Consider the following 20,941-nt stretch of genomic DNA (forward strand, 5'->3'; position numbering starts at 1 on the left):
AAGAAAGGGGGTGATTATATGATTGGAACTTTCTTGGCCGATGCACCTGCAACAGTAGAAAAAATAACAGCTAGTGACGCGATGACTAAATTGTGAAATGCAATTATAACGGCGTTTACTAAAATGTGAGAAATTATTGCTGTTAATATGCCACAAGTCGGTAACTTCTTTGCTGACTACTGAATATTCATTTTTCCATTTATTTTGGCAATATTCTTTATTTGCTTTAAAATGTTTGAAAAATTACTTGGAGCGGTACGCTAACAAAAAAATAAAGTGAGGTGCAAGATGAAATTTTGCAAATGAATAATAGAAAAAAATAACCATTTTATTGAATTGAATCGCACCTCATTTTTAATTTTATGACATTGCGGAGCAATTTGATATATTTACAACGGTTATTTTAAAAACATTGTAAGCTATTTATTTTTAGCAGGTTGTATTTTAATTTTTCTTTTTAAAATCGGTAATTTAACACAAATTAACAAAGTTATTAATTTCTTAAAAAACTCACCATTAAATATTGTTATTGGTTCATTAGGAACTGGAAAAACTGCTTTTCTAGTATATGCATCAAAATTACTAAAAAAGAAGAAATATCACATCGCCTCAACCTTTCCATTACTAGAAACCCAAAAATTAAGTTTAGGTCATATGGGATTATTAGATTTTGATTATCCGGTATTGCCAGACAAAACCTTACTGTTATGAGATGAAACCAATTTATTTTTAGAAGGAACTGATTGAGAAAAAAATAATACCAAAAACGAAGAAACCGGTATTCAAGAATATTTCGCTCTGGCACGCCATTTCGGTCATATTGTGCTGGCTAGCGGTCAAAGAGATAAACATATTTGAGTTAAAGTTCGTGATATTGCCAATAATGTGATTGTGGGAATTCGCAAAAAACCAGTTAATATTTTTCGACCCTACTTAAAGGTCATCTATGGCACCTTTACGAGCATTGAAGAATATGAACGCTGACGAAACACCTTAATTGATGCTAAAAATAGTAAAAAGGGTCGTCGCATTAAATATCGTGATATTCCTGAACTTGATATTTATTTTTTTAAACTAAAAATTCCTCTACCAATATTAAACACTTACAATTCTTTTTACCTAGCGTTTTTAAGAGATTACTTAAATTCAAAAGTAAATCCTGACTATGAAGATAAACACTATACTGACACAGCAATTGATTTAGAAGATTTAGAATACTTAAAAATGGATAAATTTAGCAAATTTTTAAGAAAAATGAAAGAAAAGGAATAATAAAAAATGGAAAATCTCGCAAAAATGGCCGACTTTCTGGCTCAAATGCTTTATAAGGTTTTTGACTTAATTTGAAGGCTTGAAGTACCAGGAACGAATATTCAACTAATATTTCCTCTATTTTTAACACTAGCTGTAGAATTTCTTATGGCAATTATTCTTGGATTTGGTAGTCAACAAGTTAATTTAGAAAAACAACGCCAATATGCGGTTAAAAATAAGGGGCGTTTAAGTGCGTGAGCAAAAACTAAAAAACAAATAAAACCAATAAAAACAAAACAAGGTAACTAACAATGTTTAAACTAATTATTATTTTTATCTTAATAACTGTTCTTGGATTATTAGCAGGTAGTCATTTTGAAACTTTAACGAATTATATTAGTGAAGGTCTTGCCAATTTCCAAAAGTTTATTACTAGCAATTTAACAACTTTAGATTTGTTTAAACCAATGGCACGAACATTTTCGCAACACCCAATTTTTACCATTCTTGGTGTCACTTGTGTACTAATTGCTTTATTTATTGTGATTAAAGGGCGATAAAAAATATGAAAGGAGAATTAAAATGAAAAAATTTTTAGGACAATTATTTAGAAAAGATAATTCAAAAGAAAAAAAGTCATTAAAATTAAAAATTAAAAATTCTTTTAAAAAACAGTGGCTAAAAATAGTATTAAGTATTATTTTTATCTTTATAAGTTTATTAATTTGTGCATTAACAGTAAGTGATACTAAATGAATAACTGGAACAAGTAACGAATTTAATGATTTTATGAATAAACAGATGGTTGATTTCTTTGGAAAGTTCAATAGTGTTATTATGTTCACAGGAATATTTGTTTTTTGATGAGGCGGAGCAATATATTTTGCAATTAAATTTGATAAATTAATCCGCTTTATTATTCAAAAAATTAAAGCAAAAAGAATCTTGAAAAATGAAATCACACAAACTCATTAATTCTTTAAAAAAATATTGATGAATAATACTTAATTACATTATATTCATATCTTTAAGTATAGTTTTATTGTTACATACAGATATTGAAAATTTCCAACAATTTATTAAAAATTTTGGAGCAATTGGTAAGTTAATGATTATAGGTTATTCCTTAGTATGAGTAACCATAGCAGAAATAGTAAACTGTTTAATTCGTTTTATATTAAAAAAGATTAAAAATAAAATATTTTAAAAAGGAGTGATAAAAATGTTTATGAAAATATTTACCGTTTTAATTATTAGTTTCAATAACATTTTTACCATTCCCCAAAACATTAACAATGATTGAATAACAACACAATCATTAATTAGAAACAAAAGAGAAAACAATCAAGTTTTTGAAATTAACTTAGAAAAAGCAGAATTTACAATATGAAAAAATGAAAATCCTTATAAACTTGCATCAACGTGAAAAACAGAATTACAATTTTTATTAAATGACATAGAAAAGCAATCAGGAATAAAACCGATAAATCCTGTGGAAGAATTATGAAACAATCAAGGGCGAATTCAAAGTTATATAAACCAAAATCAAATTAATATTATTAAAAAACTTAACGAATTACAAATAAATACAAAATGAACAGAAGTTGAAAAAGAAGAAAAACAAAATATTAAAATAAAAAATATTAAAGTAAAATTTGAATACCAAAAAGATACCTTTGCCGGTGCAAGATGAAACTGATGAAAAATACTAGAATTCGATGCACAATCAGAAACCAAACCTTCGACTGATATTGAATTACCAACAACAAACACCAAATTTGATGGCAACCATAACTATAACGATGTTGTTGATAATCTTGATTACTTAATGATTCACCGTGGTGATTTTGATAAATTTAATTACTCTTATCTTTATTGAACACCCGTATTTAATTTCATTGACACTTTAGAAAAAGGTTATTATAAAGAATTTACCATTAAAAACCACGGTTTTAAATCAGAAGGTCGCGTTTAGTTTTCTTAGGTATTGCTTTGAAGAAGTAAAACAATCAGCTAATTATACTATTTAATTACTAAACTAACCCTACCTTTCTTGTTATTGTCATTTTTATTCATTATCATTTTATCATATTATTGAATTTTTACACAATGAAAAATTATTAATTTTATTAAATTTTCACTAATTATCTAAATTTATGTTTTCTATATTTATTCGTATATACAATACTGCCCTTATTAATTCAACTATCATCATTTTTATTATTATATTTATTTCATAATGAATTTTTATATATTTCTTTTCTGATTTCTATTTCTAAATTAATATTTTCATTAATGAAATGTAATACATTTAATTTGTTTAAATTTGCCATTCTTAAATGTAATAAGTTATTTAAATTCTTATGATTATATATTTTTGCCCCATATCCTAATTGTTGTTTTACTAAATGCGATACATCACTTTCAATGCTACAACCGATATTTCATTCTAAATTTTGGTTATGAATACCATGCTTATTGTTTTTAAAATAATTACTATTTCTCCTTAAATTTGTTTTAATATCTTTATTTAATTCATTTTTAGCAACATTACGAATGTTTTTTATCAATTCTTGATGATTTCCATTTTTATATAATTCAATTCAACTATTTAGTGTTAATTTGCGATTTTCAAAAACAATATTAAATGCCATTTGTTTTAATTTTTTAATAGCGTGATAACCATCTAAAATATATCTAACATTACCAAAACTATTGGCAATTTCTCTAATTCAAGTAGCACCATCACCACAAACAATTATTCTGTCATAATTAATATTCACATAATGTTTTTGTAATTCCTTAATTAATAAATCACGATAATCCATCGTATTTATTCTTTTGCCAACTTTTAACATTAGAAAATGACCTCGTTTGTTTTCTAACGCTCTACGAGCATTTTTGTAATTTTTTTCTTTATGTCCGGTATGAAAAGTAACCAAACGAATTCTTTGGTCTTGCTTAACTTTTTGAGCTAATGTCGCTAAAAATGTCTCATCTAGTTGAATATATAGATCCTTATTTTTGAGATCAATTCTAGTTTTAGTTTCTTTTTCTGCTAATTGAAAATATTCAGCAATATCATATTTATTTAAAATATTCGAAATACTAGCTTTTGAAATATAACAATGATTTAGAGCATCTAAAACATCACGATAGCGCTTACCATCGCCCAAAAGACTTAAAACTTTAAATTGGACATCAAAATAAATTCTTTGTTTAGACAATAAACCAATTTCTTTATCTAGTAAACATACATATTCAAATTTACCTGATTTTTGATTTCAATATTTATATCGTCGTCGTTTAAAAGTAACATCACCAAAAATTGTAATAATTGTTCTTGATGCAAAATGAACTACTTTATAACCTTGCTTTAAGCGATAATGATATTTATATAAATATTCATCTAGTTTTTCGTATTCATTAGCTAGTTGTTCGCATTTGCTGATGTACATATTTTTATGGGTTGTAAATAAACTAAACCAATGCTTGTTTTCTGAGCTTTTTACATTATTATTAATTTTTAGCATAATAAATTACCTTTCTTGATAGTAATTTTAATAAAATTTGGTCAGCTTTTTTCTTTAATGATAAATGTTTTTTAGAACTAGTATTTAATATCGTGAAAAAATGATAGAAATTCTTATTTAATTGTTTATAATTAATTTGTAGTAATTAAACTTTATAAATTTGAGAAAGGACGCTGATTAATGGGTAAATTTTTATTGATTAGTAAAAATTCACGAAAGGGATTTAATTAATATGAAAAAATTATTAGGAATCTTAGGAACAATTACCATTGCAGGAAGCGGAATGTCGGGTATTGTTGGCAATCCACCCGCTCCAACGGAAATTAAAATCAATTCTTTACAAACAAATAATTTAGAAACTTTAAAAAGAAATAAAAGAGAAATAAATGATAATAATGAAATTGATCTATCACCAAAAACAGAAAATAGTAGATGAAAATGAGAAGATATAGGAACCTCTAGAATTTTAATTACTCCTAATTTTTGAGAAGAGCTTAATCAATCATTATCACAAAATCAAATAAAAAGTAAATTAAAAAACAAAATTCAATTTATAAATTCAAAAACTTTATATGGTTATGATTTGTTGTTTTACCATAAATTATCTATGATGATAAAAAATAATTTGAATAAAATTAATGAAAAATGAGAACAAAGTGATAAAAAACATAGAATTGCTATTTACTATACTGATTACTCTTATATTTTACAACCATATGATGAAGATTATGCATCAAGCATATTTAAATATAATAGTGTAAATATTTTAAATAATGAAAATATTTTATTTAATAAATATTTAGATAAACTATCAAATGATTTTAATAATGAAATTAATAACAATGAAATTAATATTGGCATTATAGAAAATGAAAACGATGATTCTATTTTAAATGCTATTAAGAAAAAATATATCTATTTAGATATTGATCAATTTGAAATTAAAGAAATAATAAATTATTCACAATTTATTAAAGGTTATTTTGCAAAAATTAAAGTAAAAAACAATAGTGAAAAATATTCTAAGGGAATTTTAAAACCTAAGTTTATTTTTAATACTAAAGCAAAGGTTAAAGAGTTGTCAGATAAAATAGAAAATAATTCATTAGTAAAACAATGAGTAGAACATATGAAAGATTATAATAAAAATTTACAAACAAATAATTTAGAAAAATTAACAAATAATGTAAAATGAAGTAATAAAAATTTAGAAAAAGAAATAATCAAAGGATATATAAGAGATTTTTATCAAATTATAACATTAATAGAACACGAGTGAAAATTAGAAGAATTAAATAATGAGATTGAAGAAATAAAAAATAATATTAATGTTTTAAAAAATACTATTAATGACTTAGAAAAAAGAATTATTAATTTAGAAAATCCTTCTTCTTCTTGAAATTGTGCTAATTTAACAGCTATTGGCGGAGTTGGTGTTTCTGTTGTTCCTGTAATTGGAACAATTGGTTCTGTTGTTTTAGGTCTTATTTCTGCATCTTGTGCTATAGCAAATGCATAAATATTTAATTTTTTGTTGTTCTGTAATTCAAAAACAGATTGCCAAATTGTAAAGTTAAGTGCAACTAAATTATTTTTCTAACCAAATATTCGATTGGCGAAAGATAATTTAGTATTTTTCTTGGTCTTTGGTTTAAAGACAATATAAATTTATGAACTGCATTTTTAGTAGTATTTGAAAAATTAAATTTTTTAGGAAATTTTTCTCTAATTAAACCATTAGTATTTTCATTAGTACCTCTTTGTCAAGGTGAATATGCATTAGCAAAATAAATTTTCACATTTAAATTTTTTTCAAGTTGTTGTCAATTAGCAAATTCTTTGCCCCTATCAAATGTTATAGTCTTAACAAGATTATTTGGAAGAATTGATAAATAATGGCTAATATTTTCGTTAATAACTTTAGTAGTTCTATTTTCAACTAACATTGCTAAAGTAAATCTTGATGTTCTTTCAATTAAAGTTATTAAACATGATTTACTTTTACCTCGGGGTGATACAACAGTATCGCCTTCTCAATGGCCAAGAGTTACGCGATTATTAACATTAGCATTTCGTTCTTTAATGGATTTACCATTAAATTTACCTCGATTTTCTTGAGATTTTCGTTTTTTACCTTTTCTTCTTAAATTTTTACTAGTAACCTTTTCAAGTAATCCAGAATAAATTCAATTGTAAATTGTTTTAAAACTAATAATTCATTCTTGATGAAAATTTTTAATTCTGCCATAAATTTGTTCAGGCGATCAACCTAATAATAATTTTTGTTGTACATATTTTACTAATTCTCTATTTTTAAATTTATGAAAATAAACATGTAATTGTTTTTTATTTTCTGCTTTATTTTGTGCAATTAATGAAAAATAATGATTATTATCTTTATTTCTATTAATTTCTCGATTAATAGTTCTAATACTTCGATTAAGATTTTTAGCTATTTCACTAATTTTTACTTTAAATTTCAATTGATTCTCATAGTAATGATTATTGTTTATGTATAGAATTATTTCAAACCGTTACTAACACATCAGTTTTTGGCCAAGCAGGTGCTATATGAAATAATATTGGAAACGGAATTATATTATTTAATGACAAAAAAACAAATAAATTAATAGAGTAGGGAGCAAACCCGCAGTGAATTTTTACGGGACTGTACAATTAACTGTGTCTCTAATAACCATGCGATACAAGAAAATCTAGCAACTGTAGAATTTAATCTCTTGTGAAAAATAAGAAAAATATTCAAACCAGTAATTAATTAAAATTACTGGTTTTATTTTGTTAAAATAAAAAAAATGAAAAGTTGCTTACTTAGTTGTTTAAGAGCAGTATCGTCATATAAAGCTACATTTTGGGGTAGTGATTTTAACAGTTTTTTAATTTAGTTATTAAGGATTTTCAATTTCAATTTCAAAATCATTTGTTTTATTTAATCTATAATTGTTAGTATCATCATGTTCAAAAGTTAGTAATTCTGTTCCTTGTGCTTTAATTCTTATTGTTTTATTGGGTATATTAATCATTCAGGTATAAAAATTTAAACCCGAAGTATCTATTTTTGTTCCATAAATATTTGTTATTTTTTGAAAGTCTTTTTGTTTAATTATGTTATTTACAAGCTCTGCGTTAAACTCTAAACTAAAAATTTTTACATTTTTTAAATTTGGTAATTGTTTATCTATATTTGCATTTATATTTTCTTCTGTTCTTATCTCAACTTTTAAAAGGTCATGGTCTTGCCTTTCTGTTAAAAATCTTATTTTTTCCAAGTTTCTAATTTCAAAATCATAAACTTTGTTTTCGTTATCTTTATTTTTTTGTTCTACTGGTTCATTTGCTTTTTTAGAACAGCTAACTATTGGTACTATTGTTAATGTCAAAATAGTTATTATATTTAAAATTTTCATTATTTTAATTCCTTTATTATCTTATTTTTTCAATATATATATATATATATATATATATATTACAGGAAAATCCTTAAAATCATTAGAAAAACGGCAAAACCGATTAAAAATTGGAAGGTGTAGTAAAAAGCTGGTACTGTTTTAAAAACTGGAAAAATGGCGGTTGAAAAGTTAACTGTTGCTTTTGCAATAATTGCTAACGGGCGTAAAATTGTAATGATTTGTGACGCTGTTAGCATTCAGTTTAGCATTTTAATGCTAGCATTTTGAATGGCACAACCAATATCATTAAAGGTTGGTATTCAGCGTCCGGAATATTTGCAATTTGGTGGCGGAATTAGGTCATCCCATTCTGAGTTGGTTGAACCATCGGGGATAAATGCTGTGGAATTAAGAACATTAAAGTCATAAATTTTAAAATTGTAGTTAGAGATATTACCTTTGTGATAAAGGGGGAAAGTTAAGGTAAAAATATTAATACCATAACGAATATCAATATCGGTATTGAGATAATTAATACTGTTAACAGTATTGTTGATTGGTAAGTTGATAAGTTTATTATCGTAAGATTTAAGAACATTAAAATCAATTTGATAAATGCTGTTGGTGTTGTTAATAGCATTGTAATTCTCTTGATGCGTTTTTTTATCAAAAGTAAAAAAATAACTTCTTAGTAATAATTCCGAATTACCAGTAACATTAATTAAATATTTTTTGGGATAAAAAGTAATTAACGAGCGATAAAAGAAACCAATTTGAATAAAGTAATCTTTGTTATAATTGTCTACTCCTTTAAAATCAATTTCAGTGTAAGTTTTTTCATCCATATCGAAAGTGGCATAAAATAAACTAGCAAAGAAGTTACCAAGGATTTCATAGATTTCGTCAAAAACATTTTTGTAATCGCTGTTGTTAATACTAGGAATGTTATTTTTAAAATATAGGTAAATATCATTTCGTAAATCTGGGTCATAGCGTAGAAAACTAAATCTAACATTAAGGTAATTTAAAGTACCAAAAAGATACTTAATTAGGTAATAATCGTTAGCGTTTGCAGTATCATATTTTCAGATTTCCTTTTCACCGTGTAGCAATTGTAAATACTTATTTCCGGCAATTATAGTTTTGTTAAATGCCTGAATTTTCAAAACATTCTCATTTACTACATTTTTATTACTAGAAGTCTTGTGATAAAAATAGCTCTCGTCTTTAAAACCATGATTTTTAATGGTGAATTCTTTATAGTAACCTTTTTCTAAAGTGTCAATGAAATTAAATACCGGTGTTCAATAGAGATAAGAGTAATTAAATTTATCAAAATCACCACGGTGAATCATTAAGTAATCAAGGTTCTCAATGACATCGTTATAGTTATAGTTACCGTCAAATTTGGTGTTTGTTGTTGGTAATTCAATATCAGTACTATCTTTTTCAATTTCAATTTCAAAATCATTTGTTTTATTTAATCTATAATTGTTAGTATCATCATGTTCAAAAGTTAGTAATTCTGTTCCTTGTGCTTTAATTCTTATTGTTTTATTGGGTATATTAATCATTCAGGTATAAAAATTTAAACCCGAAGTATCTATTTTTGTTCCATAAGTATTTGTTATTTTTTGAAAGTCTTTTTGTTTAATTCTGTTATTTACAAGCTCTGCGTTAAACTCTAAACTAAAAATTTTTACATTTTTTAAATTTGGTAATTGTTTATCTATATTTGCATTTATATTTTCTTCTGTTCTTATCTCAACTTTTAAAAGGTCATGGTCTTGCCTTTCTGTTAAAAATCTTATTTTTTCCAAGTTTCTAATTTCAAAATTATAAATTTTATCACTTTGTCTTTTATTTCTAATTAGTGATTGTGTTGTCATTTCATCATTATTAATGTTTGGGGGAATATTAAAAATGTTATTGAAACTAATAATTAACACGGTAAATATTTTCATAAACATTTTTATCACTCCTTTTTAAAATATTTTATTTTTCATTATTCTTTTAGTTTTAATCTTTTTTAATATAAAACGAATTAAACAGTTTACTATTTCTGTTATGGTTACTCACACTAATGAATAACCTATAATCATTAATTTACCAATTGCTCCAAAATTTTTAATAAATTGTTGCAAATTTTCAATATCTGTATGTAACAATAAAACTATACTTAAAGATATGAATATAATGTAATTAATTATTATTCATCAATATTTTTTTAAAGAATTAATGAGTTTGTTTGATTTCATTTTTCAAGGCTCTTTTTGCTTTAATTTTATGAATAATAAAGCGAATTAATTTTTCAAATTTAATTGCAAAATATATTGCTCCACCCCATCAAAAAACAAATATTCCCGCGAGCATAATACCACTATTAAATTTGCCAAAGAAATCAACCATTTCTTTATTCATAAAATTATTAAATTCATTACTTGTTCCAGTTATTCATTTAGTATCGCTTGCTGTTAATGCACAAATTAATAGGCTTATAAAAATGAAAATGATACTTAATAATATTTTTAACCACTGTTTTTTAAAAGAATTTTTAATTCTTAATTTTAATGGCATTTTTTCTTTTGAATTATCTTTTTTAAATAATCTTACTAAAAGTTTTTTCATTTTAACTCTCCTTTCATATTTTTTATCGTCCTTTAATCACAATAAATAAAGCAACAAGTACACAAGTAACGCCAAGAATGGTAAAGATTGGATGTTGCGAAAATGTTCGTGCCATTGGTTTAAACAGTTCTAAAATTGTTAAATTGCTAGTAATAAACTTTTGGAAATTGGCAAGGCCTTCGCTAATATAGTTTGTTAAAGTTTCAAAATGGCTACCAGCTAAAAGTCCAAGAACAGTTATTAAGATAAAAATAATAATTAGTTTAAACATTTTTAGTTACCTTGTTTTGTTTTTATTGGTTTTATTTGTTTTTTAGCTTTTCCTCATGCACTTAAACGACCTTTATTTTTAACCGCATATTGGCGTTGTCTTTCTAAATTAACTTGTTGACTACCAAATCCAAGAATAATTGCCATAAGAAATTCTACAGCCAGCGTTAAGAATAGAGGAAATATTAGTTGAATATTTGTCCCCGGTACTTCTAAACTTCAAATTAAGTCAAAGACCTTATAAAGCATTTGAGCAAGAAAGTCCGCCATTTTTGCAAGATTTGCCATTTTTTATTGTTCCTTTTCTTTCATTTTTCTTAAAAATTTGCTAAATTTATCCATTTTTAAGTATTCTAAGTCTTCTAAATCAATTGCTGTGTCAGTATAGTATTTGTCTTCATAGTCAGGATTTACTTTTGAATTTAAGTAATCTCTTAAAAACGCTAGGTAAAAAGAATTGTAAGTGTTTAATATTGGTAGAGGAATTTTTAGTTTAAAAAAATAAATATCAAGTTCAGGAATATCGCGATATTTAATACGACGACCCTTTTTACTATTTTTAGCATCAATTAAGGTGTTTCGTCAGCGTTCATATTCTTCAATGCTCGTAAAGGTACCATAGATGACTTTTAAGTAGGGGCGAAAAATATTAACGGGTTTTTTACGAATTCCCACAATCACATTATTGGCAATATCACGAACTTTAACTCAAATATGTTTATCTCTTTGACCGCTAGCTAACACAATATGACCAAAATGGCGTGCCAAAGCGAAATATTCTTGGATACCGGTTTCCTCGTTTTTGGTATTATTTTTTTCTCAATCAGTACCTTCAAGAAATAAATTGGTTTCATCTCATAAAAGTAAGGTTTTGTCTGGTAATACCGGATAATCAAAATCTAATAATCCCATATGACCTAAACTTAATTTTTGAGTTTCTAGTAATGGAAATGTTGATGCGATATGATATTTTTTCTTTTTTAGTAATTTTGATGCGTATACTAGAAAAGCGGTTTTTCCAGTTCCTAATGAACCAATAACAATATTTAATGGTGAGTTTTTTAAGAAGTTAATAACTTTGTTAATTTGTGTTAAATTACCGATTTTAAAAAGAAAAATTAAAATACAACCTGCTAAAAATAAATAGCTTACAATGTTTTTAAAATAACCGTTGTAAATATATCAAATTGCTCCTCAATGTCATAAAATTAAAAATGAGGTGCGATTTAATTCAATAAAATGGTTATTTTTTTCTATTATTCATTTGCAAAATTTCATCTTGCACCTCACTTTATTTTTTTGTTAGCGTACAGCTCCAAGTAATTTTTCAAACATTTTAAAGCAAATAAAGAATATTGCCAAAATAAATGGAAAAATGAAGATTCAGTAGTCAGCAAAGAAGTTACCGACTTGTGGCATATTAACAGCAATAATTTCTCACATTTTAGTAAACGCTGTTATAATCGCATTTCATAATTTAGTCATCGCATCACTAGCTGTTATTTTTTCTACTGTTGTTGGTGCATCGGCTAAGAAAGTTTCAAACATATAATCACCCCCTTTCTTCTTAAGGCCTTCTTCATTTGTCTTTATCTAAATACTGATATGGTTTTTCAAAGTAACATTAGAATAAATCACGCCATAATCGCTGTTAATAATCAAAAAGCAATGTTTGCTATTAAAAGCCAAAGTGGCGCTTCGGTTAAATCAATTTCTTTACCACCACTAATATGAGCCGGAATGGTTGTAATTTGAATAAATAAATCTCAGAAAGTTTGTTTAATTTGCTCTCAATTAAATTCTTTTAAGTTTATTGTCATTTTCTATTTCCCAAAAATCATTTTTATTGGTAAATACATAATTGAAATTAATGCGAAAAGAAAAGTAATGATAATAATTAATCCGGCAATAAACGCAACTTGTGCAGGCATTTTTTCTATCGGAACAAACAGTTTTAAGAACTCCATAATAATTTCTCAAAACATTATTTTTTATCCTTGTTATTTTCTTTTAAATTAGGAGTTTTAACTCATTCTTCAAAGCGGGCAATAAATACTTTTTCGTCTTTTGTGAAATTACCAGTATTATTTTTAATGGCATTTTTGTATTTAATTCGCATTTTTATTTTGGCATAAATTTTATAAGCAAAATATGCCGATAGCATTATGCTGATAATAATAAATATTAGTCCAATTGCAATATTCATTTTTAATCTCCTTTAAAATAGTTATAATTCATATCTTTTTTATTGTTTTCTTTTTCGGCAATGAAGAAACTTAATAATTCTTGGCCTTTAATTAACTTGGTTTCTTGTTCTTGTTGATTAATTGAAATTACTTGATATTTACTATCTTTTATTATCCCAATGCAAATGGAATTTTCGTATTTTCCTTTATAAACAAATCGCTTTGGAAACCAAATGCCGATTTGTTCATTAAATCACGGAATTTTTGGTGCTTTAATAAACATTGCGTTTTGTGTTTCTTTTAAGAGATATTTTTTAGTATTTAAGAAAATGTTTTCAATGTTTTTCATAGTAAATTACCTTTCTTATGAATAAACTAAGTTATATTAACTAAGTTGTTAATTAACTTAGTTTTTTAAACACTTATATATCGCAGATTTAAGTGTTTAAAAAGCTTTGTTATTAAATTTTATTTTTTAATTAGATAAAGATTTTAATAATTTTAAACTTAGTATGTCCCTTATATAGAAATTTCTACACTTTAACATCCGCATCCTGCCCTTGGAACTAATTTAATAGCGTGTATATTTTCAGGAAATCCACCCATTCATTTTTTTATTGCAAAACGAAACAAATTGCTATAGCTAATAGGGGGTTATCTATCAACTGGTAAACTTCTTTCGGTTATGGCGACCACCCACAATTTATCGTGCTTTAATACATACCAACATTATTAATTCACTTGTATTTAATTTTCAAAGAACAAATTTTTAACACCTTATAAAATAAAAAGACAATCATTGCTGACTGTCTTAATACTTATTCAAATCTTTATCTACCTAACAAAACTTTATGCGTCCAAATCAGAAAGTTATTTCTATCACAAAAATTCTACTAGTGAAGAAAAAATAAATAAAAATATCTTAAAAATTAAAGCCTTTAATAAAACCCTAATAGCAGGTAATAACTACTTACAATTATTACACGGTGAAAAGGAAATCTGAAAATACGGTACTGCGAATTCTAACGATTATTATCTAATTAAGTACCTTTTTGGAACTTTAAATTATCTTAATGTTAAATTTAGTTTTCTGCGTTATGACCCTGAATTAAAAAACGACATTTACCTTTATTTTAAAAACAACATTTCTAGTATTAATAATAACGATTACAAAAATGCTTTTGACGAAATCTATGAAATTCTTGGCAACTTCTTTGCCAGTTTATTTTATGCGACTTTTGATATGGACGAAAAAACTCATACCGAAATTGATTTTAAGGGTATAAAAAACTATAAGAAGGATTACTTTATTCAAATTGGTTTCTTTTATCGCTCATTAATTACCTTTTATCCCAAAAAATACTTAATCAATGTTGTTGGTAACTCGGAATTATTACTAAGAAGTTATTTTTTTACTTTTGATAAAAAAACGCACCAAGAAGATTATAATACTATTAAAAATAAAAATAGCATTTATCAAATTGATTTTAATGTCCTTAAATCTTATGATAATAAACTCATCGCCTTGCCAGCCAACAAGACTGTTAACAGTATTAACTATCTTAACACCGATATTGATATTCGTTACGGTATTAATATTTTTACCTTAACCTTTCCTCTTTATCACAAAAGTAATACCTCTAACTATAATTTTAAAATTTATGATTTTAATGTCCTTAATTCCACAGCATTTATTCCTGATGGTTCCACCAATTCAGAATGAGATGACCTAATTCCGCCAGCAAATTGCAAATATTCCGGACGATGAATACCAACCTTTAATGATATTGGTTGTGCCATTCAGAATGCTGGTATTAAAATGATTAACTGAATATTGACAGCGTCACAAATCATTACCATTTTACGCCCGTTAGCGATTATTGCAAAAGCAACAGTTAACTTTTCGACCGCCATTTTTCCAGTTTTTAAAACAGTACCAGCCTTTTATTTATACCTTTCAATTTTTAATCGGTTTTGCCATTTTTCTAATGATATTAAGGGTTTTCCTGTAATATATATATATATATATATATATATATTGGATTGGCAACCCTTTTTAGGACACTTTTTATGTAGACTGGTATTTTCTAAATTCAACGGGAGTTAAATAATTTAAACTGCCATGAATTCGAATATTGTTATATCAATTAACAAAATCAAATAGTTCGCATTTTAGTTGTGTTAAGTTTGCAAATTTTTTACCGTTAATAAATTCGGTTTTAAAGGTTTTGTAAGTTGCTTCAGCAACAGCATTATCATATGGGCATCCTTTGGAGCTTAATGATCTTTTAATTTTAAAGGTTATTAAAATTTCATCAATAATTTTATTTTTAAACTCATTACCACGATCAGTATGAAATAAAGTTATTTTATTTAATGGTCGTGTTATCTTGTGAAAAGCTTGTTGAACTAATTCAGCAGTTTTATTTGGTCCAGCACTATAGCCAATTACTTCGCGATTAAACAAGTCAATTAATAAACAAATATAATGTCATTTAGTGCCAACTTGAACATATGTTAAATCACTAACAACAACTTCATTTGGTTTTTTGTCATTAAATTGACGATTTAAAACATTATTAATTTCGTCATTATTAACTGTTTTTTTATGATTACAATATTTTAACTTGGTGTATTTAGAAACCAAATTATTTTTGATCATAATGAATCGGATTTTTCGTCGTGATAAAATGATATTTTTTCTTATTAAAACAGCTTTAATTTTACGAGCACCATAAATCTTGCGACTTTTATTAAATGCACTGATAACTTCTTGTTCATAATTATTAACATCAAACTTGGTGCATTTATTAGTTTGATAATAATATGTTGATTTTAGTAAACCTAAAATCTTACATATTTTCCTCACTGAATATTTATTTTTGTTGTTATTAATTATTGTTATTTTTTCCCGATTATCAGTGCTGCTTGCTTTAAAATGTCATTTTCCATTCGTAATTGTTGGTTTTCTTTTCGCAAGTAAATTAATTCATTTTCTTCGACAGTGCGATTATCTTTTGCTTTAAATGACCCAGAATTATTATAATTTTTAATTCAACTATAAATAGTTGGTTTTGGTAAATTATATTCTTTCCCTAAATTAATAACACTTTTGTCATTTTTGTATAGCATTACAATTTGTTTTTTAAATTCTTCAGAGTATGAGGTTTTATTTCCCATTTTTATATTCCTTCTTTCTTAATAATTTTGAAGTCTATATAATTATGGTCCAACTTATTGTAGCCTATCCATATATTGAAAAAATAAAATAATAAAGGAATTAAAATAATGAAAATTTTAAGTACAATATTTGTTTCAGGATTAACGATATTATCCGTAACTTCTTGCTCCAATAAAACAAATAGACTAACACCGTTAGACTTAGACAGTAAAAAAAGTAATCAAGTTTTTGAAATTAACTTAGAAAAAGCAGAATTTACAATATGAAAAAATGAAAATCCTTATAAACTTGCATCAACGTGAAAAACAGAATTACAATTTTTATTAAATGACATAGAAAAGCAATCAGGAATAAAACCGATAAATCCTGTGGAAGAATTATGAAACAATCAAGGGCGAATTCAAAGTTATATAAACCAAAATCAAATTAATATTATTAAAAAACTTAACGAATTACAAATAAATACAAAATGAACAGAAGTTGAAAAAGAACAAAAACAAAATATTAAAATAAAAAATATTAAAGTAAAATTTGAATACCAAAAAGATACCTTTGCCGGTGCAAGATGAAACTGATGAAAAATACTAGAATTCGATGCACAATCAGAAACCAATTAAAATAAACACTTTTAAATAACTAATCAAGCAACCACCACAGAAATGCATTTTTCTATGATAACAATAATCTTAAATAACTAAACAACTTTTTCATTTTTTCTATTTTGATAAAATAAAAATCAGTAATTTTAATTAATTACTGATTTGAATGTTTTTCTTATTTTTTGCAGAGATTAAATTATTGTTTTTGTTCCAATTAAAATAATTGTTCCTAAAAGACTTAATATTTTTTCATATGCTGAATTATACTTGTAAGTGAAAGTAAATAAAATTGCAAAAAATCTCATATAAAAATTTCATGATGCTAAGTTTATTTTAGAAAAACTAAAGCAAGGAGTTTTTATATGGGATATAAACATCTTGGCATAGATGAAAGAATTTATATTGAGAATCAATTGAAATTTAAATTAAAAATTAGTGAAATAGCTAAAAATCTTAATCGAATTATTAGTACTATTATTCGAGAAGTTAATAGAAATAAAGATAATAATCATTATTTTTCATTAATTGCACAAAATAAAGCAGAAAATAGAAAACAATCACATATTTATTTTCATAAGTTTAAAAATAGAGAAGTAGACACAAAAATAAAAACATTTGTGTAAGCTATAAATGAGGTGAATTTTATTATGAAAAAAATTCATAGAAGTAAAGAATTTCATTACTAAAATAAGTATTTTCTTCATTCATTTTTATTTCTCCTTTCTATTTTAATAAATAAAAAATGACAATTTAATTATTAAATTGTCATTTTAAATATTTATATTTATAAACTTTATTTTTGTTTTTAATTAGTTTTTTCTATATTACAAACAACTAAACTGATTTACTTGTTCCAATTAAAGTAATTTCGATTAAAATACTTAATATCTTTTTCATATTTTATTAATTAATATAAATATATTAAGCATTAATTACAGTACAAATAGATGCCACTGTGCCTGAAACCGTTGAAATTAAAGTACCAATATAAGGAATTCAACCAGTACTTGCTGAAATAGTACCAGCAATATTTGCACAATTTTCTAAATTTTCATTTTTATTTAAAGAATTTTGAATTTCAGATATTTTTTGATTTAATTTATTAATTTGTGATTTTAATTCATTAATATCTTTTTCTAGATTTTGAACTTTGTTATATACTTCATTTAATTTAAATTTACTATCAATTGTTTCTAAAATATGATTTAAAGAAAGTAACTTATTTTTAATTTCATTAATATTATTACCTTTTCAAGTTCTTTTTAATGCTCTACCTCTTTCATCATTTCCATACTTTGATAAATCTTCATTAATTTGACGATTAATTTCATTTTGTCAGTTTATAAAATTTGATTTTCAATTTTGAATTAAATTTTCATTATCAATTAATTTTGGTAAATCTTCATTTAATCATTTCTTAGTTATAAAAGTAAATTTATAATTTAAAGTTTGAATAGGATAAATTAACTCATCATTAGATTTAATTTTAAATTTAGTTGAAAAACTTTTATCAAAGAATGAATAATCTTTTTTTTCAAAAACTTCAAAATAAGAAATGTTTAACTTCGGATATTTTTCTTTAAGTTTATTTAAAATAAAATTATCATTTTTATCTTCAATAACTCCTAAATCAATATATATATATTCTTTTGGCAAGTCACTATTAAAATCAGTTCATAATTTTTCAAGATATTTATTTTCAATAAATGAATTTTCTTCAAATAATTCTATAGATTCAATATTTTGTAATGAACTTCCAAAATTAGAAACTGTTACAATTTTTATTTTATTTCTTTTACCTGTATTCTGTCAAAAATCATAAATTCTTGATCAATTGTTTCAAATAGTTTCTGCATTTTTACGAATATGCCCACCACCAATTCTTGCATCATTTAATTTTGCATCGGAATAAAATTTATTTTCAAATTTAAATATAAAATTATCTAAATTATTATTTAATTTTCAAAATATTATTTCTTCAAAAGTATTTGGAGTAATTGTATAATACATTCTTGGCCTTCCAAAAACTGGGGCACTATATTCTAAAACATCTTTATTACTATTTTCTCTTTTATTTCTTTTTAAAGTTTCTAAATTATTTGTTTGTAAAGAATTGATTTTGGTTTTCGTTGGAGCGGGTGCATTTGCCAACAATACCCGACATTCCGCTTCCTGCAATGGTAATTGTTCCTAAGATTCCTAATAATTTTTTCATATTAATTAAATCCCTTTCGTGAATTTTTACTAATTAATAAAAATTTACCAATTAATCAGCGTCCTTTCTTAAGCTTGTAAAGTTTAATTAATACAAATTAATTATAAACAATTAAATAAGAATTTCTATCATTTTTTCACGATATTAAATACTAGTTCTAAAAAACATTTTTCATTAAAGAAAAAAAGCTGACCAAACTTTATTAAAATTACTATCAAGAAAGGTAATTTATTATGCTAAAAATTAATAATAATGTAAAAAGCTCAGAAAACAAGCATTGGTTTAGTTTATTTACAACCCATAAAAATATGTACACCAACAAATGCGAACAACTAGCTAATGAATACGAAAAACTAGATGAATATTTATATAAATATCATTATCGCTTAAAGCAAGGTTATAAAGTAGTTCATTTTGCATCAAGAACAATTATTACAATTTTTGGTGATGTTACTGGATAGGCTACAATAAGTTGGACCATAATTATATAGACTTCAAAATTATTAAGAAAGAAGGAATATAAAAATGGGAAATAAAACCTCATACTCTGAAGAATTTAAAAAACAAATTGTAATGCTATACAAAAATGACAAAAGTGTTATTAATTTAGGGAAAGAATATAATTTACCAAAACCAACTATTTATAGTTGAATTAAAAATTATAATAATTCTGGGTCATTTAAAGCAAAAGATAATCGCACTGTCGAAGAAAATGAATTAATTTACTTGCGAAAAGAAAACCAACAATTACGAATGGAAAATGACATTTTAAAGCAAGCAGCACTGATAATCGGGAAAAAATAACAATAATTAATAACAACAAAAATAAATATTCAGTGAGGAAAATATGTAAGATTTTAGGTTTACTAAAATCAACATATTATTATCAAACTAATTATTATCAAACTAATAAATGCACCAAGTTTGATGTTAATAATTATGAACAAGAAGTTATCAGTGCATTTAATAAAAGTCGCAAGATTTATGGTGCTCGTAAAATTAAAGCTGTTTTAATAAGAAAAAATATCATTTTATCACGACGAAAAATCCGATTCATTATGATCAAAAATAATTTGGTTTCTAAATACACCAAGTTAAAATATTGTAATCATAAAAAAACAGTTAATAATGACGAAATTAATAATGTTTTAAATCGTCAATTTAATGACAAAAAACCAAATGAAGTTGTTGTTAGTGATTTAACATATGTTCAAGTTGGCACTAAATGACATTATATTTGTTTATTAATTGACTTGTTTAATCGCGAAGTAATTGGCTATAGTGCTGGACCAAATAAAACTGCTGAATTAGTTCAACAAGCTTTTCACAAGATAACACGACCATTAAATAAAATAACTTTATTTCATACTGATCGTGGTAATGAGTTTAAAAATAAAATTATTGATGAAATTTTAATAACCTTTAAAATTAAAAGATCATTAAGCTCCAAAGGATGCCCATATGATAATGCTGTTGCTGAAGCAACTTACAAAACCTTTAAAACCGAATTTATTAACGGTAAAAAATTTGCAAACTTAACACAACTAAAATGCGAACTATTTGATTTTGTTAATTGATATAACAATATTCGAATTCATGGCAGTTTAAATTATTTAACTCCCGTTGAATTTAGAAAATACCAGTCTACATAAAAAGTGTCCTAAAAAG

At 24.9% G+C, this 20,941-nt stretch carries 26 protein-coding genes; 12 read left to right on the top strand and 14 right to left on the bottom strand.

The features are described from left to right. The first annotated feature begins 18 nt into the window (after positions 1–18). From AACK97_RS02615 to AACK97_RS02640, 6 genes are all read left to right on the top strand, one after another. Positions 19–264, top strand: a complete 246-nt coding sequence (locus AACK97_RS02615; RefSeq protein WP_338967504.1) for a hypothetical protein — start codon at positions 19–21, stop codon at positions 262–264. 24 nt (positions 265–288) lie between these two features. Then, positions 289–1,272: a hypothetical protein gene (locus tag AACK97_RS02620; RefSeq protein ID WP_338968596.1), complete on the top strand. Its 984-nt coding sequence runs from the start codon at positions 289–291 to the stop codon at positions 1,270–1,272. Between the two features lie 6 nt (positions 1,273–1,278). Further along, positions 1,279–1,563, top strand: a complete 285-nt coding sequence (locus AACK97_RS02625; RefSeq protein WP_338968598.1) for a hypothetical protein — start codon at positions 1,279–1,281, stop codon at positions 1,561–1,563. A gap of 2 nt (positions 1,564–1,565) precedes the next feature. Then, entirely contained in the window at positions 1,566–1,814 is a 249-nt protein-coding gene (locus AACK97_RS02630) for a hypothetical protein (protein WP_338968600.1), read from the top strand. A 22-nt stretch (positions 1,815–1,836) separates the two neighbouring features. After that, positions 1,837–2,229 carry a hypothetical protein gene (locus AACK97_RS02635; protein WP_338968603.1) on the top strand — a complete coding sequence of 131 codons (393 nt, stop codon included), beginning with the start codon at positions 1,837–1,839 and terminating at the stop codon, positions 2,227–2,229. A 253-nt stretch (positions 2,230–2,482) separates the two neighbouring features. Next, positions 2,483–3,229: a hypothetical protein gene (locus tag AACK97_RS02640; RefSeq protein ID WP_338968605.1), complete on the top strand. Its 747-nt coding sequence runs from the start codon at positions 2,483–2,485 to the stop codon at positions 3,227–3,229. A 169-nt stretch (positions 3,230–3,398) separates the two neighbouring features. Here the strand turns inward: AACK97_RS02640 and AACK97_RS02645 are convergent, their stop codons facing one another. Then, positions 3,399–4,787 (bottom strand): Mbov_0401 family ICE element transposase-like protein, encoded by a 1,389-nt coding sequence (locus AACK97_RS02645; RefSeq protein WP_338968606.1) that lies wholly within the window; start codon positions 4,785–4,787, stop codon positions 3,399–3,401. A 232-nt stretch (positions 4,788–5,019) separates the two neighbouring features. Between AACK97_RS02645 and AACK97_RS02650 the strand changes: the two genes are divergently transcribed. Beyond that, positions 5,020–6,306 carry a hypothetical protein gene (locus tag AACK97_RS02650; RefSeq protein ID WP_338968608.1) on the top strand — a complete coding sequence of 429 codons (1,287 nt, stop codon included), beginning with the start codon at positions 5,020–5,022 and terminating at the stop codon, positions 6,304–6,306. 64 nt (positions 6,307–6,370) lie between these two features. Here the strand turns inward: AACK97_RS02650 and AACK97_RS02655 are convergent, their stop codons facing one another. The 11 genes from AACK97_RS02655 to AACK97_RS02705 all read right to left on the bottom strand — a co-directional run bounded on the left by AACK97_RS02655 (position 6,371) and on the right by AACK97_RS02705 (position 13,627). Continuing rightward, positions 6,371–7,270, bottom strand: coding sequence for an IS30 family transposase (locus tag AACK97_RS02655; protein ID WP_338968611.1), 900 nt, complete (start codon positions 7,268–7,270; stop codon positions 6,371–6,373). A gap of 423 nt (positions 7,271–7,693) precedes the next feature. Beyond that, a complete protein-coding gene (locus AACK97_RS02660; RefSeq protein WP_338968614.1) occupies positions 7,694–8,212 on the bottom strand; it encodes a hypothetical protein in 519 nt (172 codons plus the stop codon). Between the two features lie 59 nt (positions 8,213–8,271). Further along, on the bottom strand, positions 8,272–10,158 hold the full coding sequence (locus tag AACK97_RS02665; RefSeq protein WP_338968617.1) for a hypothetical protein: 1,887 nt from the start codon (positions 10,156–10,158) through the stop codon (positions 8,272–8,274). Between the two features lie 271 nt (positions 10,159–10,429). Beyond that, positions 10,430–10,822, bottom strand: coding sequence for a hypothetical protein (locus AACK97_RS02670; protein WP_338968619.1), 393 nt, complete (start codon positions 10,820–10,822; stop codon positions 10,430–10,432). 22 nt (positions 10,823–10,844) lie between these two features. After that, entirely contained in the window at positions 10,845–11,093 is a 249-nt protein-coding gene (locus tag AACK97_RS02675) for a hypothetical protein (protein WP_338968622.1), read from the bottom strand. A 2-nt stretch (positions 11,094–11,095) separates the two neighbouring features. Next, entirely contained in the window at positions 11,096–11,380 is a 285-nt protein-coding gene (locus tag AACK97_RS02680) for a hypothetical protein (protein ID WP_338968625.1), read from the bottom strand. Between the two features lie 3 nt (positions 11,381–11,383). Beyond that, positions 11,384–12,370 carry a hypothetical protein gene (locus AACK97_RS02685; protein WP_338968627.1) on the bottom strand — a complete coding sequence of 329 codons (987 nt, stop codon included), beginning with the start codon at positions 12,368–12,370 and terminating at the stop codon, positions 11,384–11,386. 24 nt (positions 12,371–12,394) lie between these two features. Beyond that, positions 12,395–12,640, bottom strand: coding sequence for a hypothetical protein (locus AACK97_RS02690; protein ID WP_338968628.1), 246 nt, complete (start codon positions 12,638–12,640; stop codon positions 12,395–12,397). 41 nt (positions 12,641–12,681) lie between these two features. Further along, positions 12,682–12,912 carry a hypothetical protein gene (locus AACK97_RS02695; RefSeq protein ID WP_338968629.1) on the bottom strand — a complete coding sequence of 77 codons (231 nt, stop codon included), beginning with the start codon at positions 12,910–12,912 and terminating at the stop codon, positions 12,682–12,684. Between the two features lie 164 nt (positions 12,913–13,076). Beyond that, positions 13,077–13,298 carry a hypothetical protein gene (locus AACK97_RS02700; protein WP_338968631.1) on the bottom strand — a complete coding sequence of 74 codons (222 nt, stop codon included), beginning with the start codon at positions 13,296–13,298 and terminating at the stop codon, positions 13,077–13,079. Between the two features lie 2 nt (positions 13,299–13,300). Beyond that, positions 13,301–13,627 carry a hypothetical protein gene (locus AACK97_RS02705; protein ID WP_338968632.1) on the bottom strand — a complete coding sequence of 109 codons (327 nt, stop codon included), beginning with the start codon at positions 13,625–13,627 and terminating at the stop codon, positions 13,301–13,303. Positions 13,628–14,077: 450 nt separating this feature from the next. Here AACK97_RS02705 and AACK97_RS02710 point away from each other — a divergent pair, with 450 nt between their 5' ends. Further along, positions 14,078–15,385, top strand: a complete 1,308-nt coding sequence (locus AACK97_RS02710; RefSeq protein ID WP_338968635.1) for a hypothetical protein — start codon at positions 14,078–14,080, stop codon at positions 15,383–15,385. Here the strand turns inward: AACK97_RS02710 and AACK97_RS02715 are convergent. Continuing rightward, positions 15,347–16,458 (bottom strand): IS3 family transposase gene (locus AACK97_RS02715; RefSeq protein WP_338966745.1). Its coding sequence is split into 2 segments (ribosomal slippage): positions 15,347–16,215 and positions 16,215–16,458, totalling 1,113 coding nucleotides; the frame shifts between segments, so codons are not numbered across the junction. The two genes, AACK97_RS02710 and AACK97_RS02715, sit on opposite strands and share 39 nt — an antisense overlap. Before the next feature lie 108 nt (positions 16,459–16,566). On the opposite strand from AACK97_RS02715, the gene AACK97_RS02720 reads away from it, so the two are divergent. Both AACK97_RS02720 and AACK97_RS02725 read left to right on the top strand, forming a co-directional pair. Beyond that, positions 16,567–17,076 (top strand): hypothetical protein, encoded by a 510-nt coding sequence (locus AACK97_RS02720; RefSeq protein WP_338968637.1) that lies wholly within the window; start codon positions 16,567–16,569, stop codon positions 17,074–17,076. A 344-nt stretch (positions 17,077–17,420) separates the two neighbouring features. Next, positions 17,421–17,681 (top strand): helix-turn-helix domain-containing protein, encoded by a 261-nt coding sequence (locus AACK97_RS02725; RefSeq protein ID WP_338968639.1) that lies wholly within the window; start codon positions 17,421–17,423, stop codon positions 17,679–17,681. A 298-nt stretch (positions 17,682–17,979) separates the two neighbouring features. Here AACK97_RS02725 and AACK97_RS02730 read toward each other — a convergent pair whose 3' ends face one another. Continuing rightward, complete coding sequence (locus AACK97_RS02730; protein WP_338968641.1) at positions 17,980–19,212, bottom strand: hypothetical protein; 1,233 nt, start codon at positions 19,210–19,212, stop codon at positions 17,980–17,982. A gap of 294 nt (positions 19,213–19,506) precedes the next feature. On the opposite strand from AACK97_RS02730, the gene AACK97_RS02735 reads away from it, so the two are divergent. Further along, positions 19,507–19,734, top strand: coding sequence for a hypothetical protein (locus AACK97_RS02735; RefSeq protein ID WP_338968643.1), 228 nt, complete (start codon positions 19,507–19,509; stop codon positions 19,732–19,734). Between the two features lie 64 nt (positions 19,735–19,798). Continuing rightward, a protein-coding gene (locus tag AACK97_RS02740; RefSeq protein ID WP_338967836.1) for an IS3 family transposase occupies positions 19,799–20,925 on the top strand; the annotation gives its coding sequence in 2 pieces (ribosomal slippage) (positions 19,799–20,042 and positions 20,042–20,925; 1,128 coding nt in all). The last annotated feature ends 16 nt before the right edge of the window (positions 20,926–20,941 follow it).

This window comes from Spiroplasma endosymbiont of Lonchoptera lutea (assembly GCF_964019715.1).
Classification (GTDB): domain Bacteria; phylum Bacillota_I; class Bacilli_A; order Mycoplasmatales; family Nriv7; genus Nriv7.